Origin of the sequence: Pseudomonas sp. K5002 (genome assembly GCF_013386655.1) — a bacterium.
Lineage (GTDB): Bacteria > Pseudomonadota > Gammaproteobacteria > Pseudomonadales > Pseudomonadaceae > Aquipseudomonas.
On sequence record NZ_JACARK010000336.1, the window covers coordinates 1 to 3,308 of the forward strand.

At 60.9% G+C, this 3,308-nt stretch carries 3 protein-coding genes and 1 pseudogene; 3 read left to right on the forward strand and 1 reads right to left on the reverse strand.

What is annotated here, in order from left to right; genetic code table 11:
• Nucleotides 1-94, forward strand: a pseudogene (locus HX846_RS16450) (glycerol-3-phosphate acyltransferase); the annotation flags it as partial.
• A 33-nt stretch (nt 95-127) separates the two neighbouring features.
• Here HX846_RS16450 and tsaD read toward each other — a convergent pair.
• Nucleotides 128-1,153 (reverse strand): tRNA (adenosine(37)-N6)-threonylcarbamoyltransferase complex transferase subunit TsaD, encoded by a 1,026-nt coding sequence (tsaD, locus tag HX846_RS16455; RefSeq protein WP_087694726.1) that lies wholly within the window; start codon nt 1,151-1,153, stop codon nt 128-130.
• Between the two features lie 203 nt (nt 1,154-1,356).
• Here tsaD and rpsU point away from each other — a divergent pair, with 203 nt between their 5' ends.
• The gene (rpsU, locus tag HX846_RS16460) at nt 1,357-1,572 is read left to right on the forward strand and encodes a 30S ribosomal protein S21 (RefSeq protein WP_002551877.1); all 216 of its coding nucleotides are present in this window, start codon (nt 1,357-1,359) and stop codon (nt 1,570-1,572) included.
• A 445-nt stretch (nt 1,573-2,017) separates the two neighbouring features.
• Nucleotides 2,018-3,308, forward strand: a 1,291-nt coding sequence (dnaG, locus tag HX846_RS16465; protein ID WP_178965730.1) for a DNA primase, incomplete at its 3' end; no start/stop codon positions are given.

Here is a 3,308-nt window from a genome sequence, read left to right on the forward strand (position 1 = left end):
GCTGGTGCCGATGAGCGTGCTCACGCTGCTGATCGTCTGGCGCCACCGGGGCAATTTACGCGACCTGTTTGCCGGGCGCGAACGGCATTTTTAAATACGCCCGGTGAACCCGGCTCACGTTCGCCCGTTACAGCGGCGGCAACTGCTCCATCGGCCAGCGCGCCTGCACGCTGATTGCCAGGCTTTCATGCTGCCCGGCCTGCAAACGCTGGCAACCGGCATAGGCGATCATCGCGCCGTTGTCGGTGCAGAATTCGGGACGCGCATAAAACACGTCGCCCTTCATGTCGCCGAGCATTTTCTCCAGGGAGCTGCGCAGCGCCTTGTTCGCGCTGACGCCGCCCGCGATCACCAGGCGCTTCATGCCCGCCTGCTTCAGGGCCCGCTTGCACTTGATGGTCAAAGTCTCCACCACGGCTTGCTGGAACGCCAGCGAGATGTCGCAACGGGCTTGCTCACTGTCGTCTCCGGCGCTGACGCTCTGCTGCCAGGTGTTCAGGGCAGAGGTTTTCAGGCCGCTGAAGCTGAACATCAGGCCAGGGCGATCGCACATCGGGCGCGGGAAGGTATAGCGCCCCGGAACGCCTTTTTCTGCCAAGCGGGCGATTTCCGGGCCGCCCGGATAATTGAGGCCCATCATCTTCGCAGTCTTGTCGAAAGCTTCACCGGCAGCGTCGTCCAGGCTTTCGCCCAGCAGCGTGTATTGACCGATCCCGTCGACCTGAACCAGCTGCGTATGGCCGCCTGAAACCAACAAAGCGACGAACGGGAACGCTGGCGGGTTTTCTTCCAGCATCGGTGCCAGTAAATGGCCTTCCATGTGGTGCACACCAAGGGCCGGAATGCCCCAGGCAAATGCCAGCGCCTGGGCGCAAGAGGCCCCAACCAGCAGGGCTCCGACCAATCCGGGGCCTGCGGTATAGGCAATGGCGTCGATCTCGGTCGGCACGCAGCCGGCCTCGTCCAGCACCTGGCGAATCAATGGCAGCATGCGTTTCACATGATCACGGCTGGCCAGCTCCGGCACCACGCCACCATAGGCGCGATGCAGGTCGATCTGACTGAACAGTGCGTCGGCCAAAAGCCCGCGTTCACTGTCGTAAAGTGCGACACCGGTTTCGTCGCACGAGGTTTCTAATCCCAGAACTAGCATGGGTTTGCGCCTTGTAGAGGCTGAATTCGAAGGCGCGCATAATAGTCGCCACTCCCCCTCCCGACTAGCGGTTTTCGATCAGAGGCTTTGCATTCCGGGCAATGAGGGGTTAACATCCGCAACCCTTAAAAACCGACGACCTCAGCCGCGAATTTTTTGCGACGAGAACGTTGATTCCCGGTAATGAAAGAAGGTAGCTCTGGATGCCAGCCGTCAAAGTAAAAGAGAACGAACCCTTCGACGTAGCTCTGCGTCGTTTCAAGCGCTCCTGCGAAAAAGCCGGTGTTCTGGCTGAAGTTCGTAGCCGCGAATTTTACGAGAAGCCAACTTCTGAGCGTAAGCGTAAAGCAGCAGCCGCTGTTAAGCGTCACGCCAAGAAAGTTCAGCGCGAGCAGCGCCGCGCCGTTCGTCTGTACTAATACACAGACGTTCGTAGCAAGCTTCTGCCAAGCCCGGCCCTCAGCCGGGCTGTTGGCATTTGCGGATATCGCTTGATGCTTCACCGTTGACGCCGCACACGCGACTGAAACGAACTGCTTCACACGTCAGGACTGGCTCTTTTGCCAGCGGTGCACGTCTCTTCTGACGAGCCTAACAAGGCTACTGACGAGCACACTTATTTTTTAACAGGCGATCAACAGGTCGGCTGCGCCCACCGATGAGCTTCCGAGGCCCCCACATGGCCAAGACCGGACTCCCGGGCAACATTTCTACGCCGGGCACTGATCGGAACTAACGTCAGTGAATGTTCGGCAGATACACTTCCTGACAGACCAAGCAGACGACAGTAGATCGAGCCGCACAACACGCGCGCCTTGAGCACTTTGCGGGCCCTCTTTTACACGCAGTGATGACGAGAACGCCATGGCCGGGCTAATTCCCCAGAGCTTTATTGACGACCTTCTGAACCGCACCGACATCGTCGATGTTGTCAGCTCGCGCCTGCAGATGAAAAAGGCCGGTAAGAACTACACCGCCTGCTGCCCGTTCCACAAGGAAAAGACTCCGTCGTTCAGCGTCAGCCCCGACAAGCAGTTCTACTACTGCTTCGGCTGCGGCGCTGGCGGCAACGCCCTCGGCTTCATCATGGACCACGACAACCTGGACTTCCCTCAGGCCGTCGAGGAACTGGCGAAAGCCGCCGGCATGGAAATCCCCCGCGAAGAAAGTGGCCGCCCGCACAAACCGCGGCAACCCACCGATTCGCCGCTGTACCCGCTGCTTACCGCTGCTGCCGACTTTTACCGCCAGGCACTGAAAAGCCACCCGCAGCGCAAAGCCGCCGTCGATTACCTCAAGGGCCGCGGCCTGACCGGTGAAATCGCCCGCGACTTCGGCCTCGGCTTCGCCCCGCCGGGCTGGGACAACCTGTACAAGCACCTGAGCAGCGACACACTGCAGCAAAAAGCCATGATCGACGCCGGCCTGTTGGTGGAAAACGCCGAGACCGGCAAGCGTTATGACCGCTTCCGCGACCGCGTGATGTTCCCGATCCGCGACAGCCGCGGCCGCATCATCGCGTTCGGCGGCCGGGTGCTGGGGGACGACAAGCCCAAATACCTGAACTCACCGGAAACCCCGGTGTTTCATAAAGGCCAGGAACTCTACGGCCTGTTTGAAGCGCGCAAGAACAATCGCAACCTCGACGAAATCATCGTGGTTGAAGGCTATATGGACGTGATTGCCCTGGCCCAGCAAGGTTTGCGCAACGCCGTGGCGACCCTGGGCACCGCGACCAGCGAAGAGCACTTGAAGCGCCTGTTTCGCGTGGTGCCCAACGTACTGTTTTGCTTCGACGGCGACCAGGCCGGCCGCAACGCAGCGTGGCGTGCCCTTGAGTCGACCCTGTCGAGCCTGCAGGACGGGCGGCGCGCACGCTTCCTGTTCCTGCCCGAAGGTGAAGACCCGGACACCCTGGTCCGCTCCGAAGGCACCGACGCGTTCCGCGCGCGCATCAACCAACACGCACAACCGCTGGCCGATTACTTTTTCCAGCAACTGACCGAAGAGTCCGACCCGCGCTCCCTCGAAGGCAAGGCCCACATGGTCACCCTCGCGGCACCGCTGATCGACAAGGTTCCGGGCGCCAACCTGCGCACCCTGATGCGCCAGCGCCTGCTGGAAATCACCGGCTTGAGTGGCGAGGCCGTCAGCC

Coding starts and splice junctions, on each gene's coding strand:
- tsaD (WP_087694726.1), bottom strand. CDS start 1,153: ATGCTAGTTCTGGGATTAGAAACCTCGTGCGACGAAACCGGTGTCGCA.
- rpsU (WP_002551877.1), top strand. CDS start 1,357: ATGCCAGCCGTCAAAGTAAAAGAGAACGAACCCTTCGACGTAGCTCTG.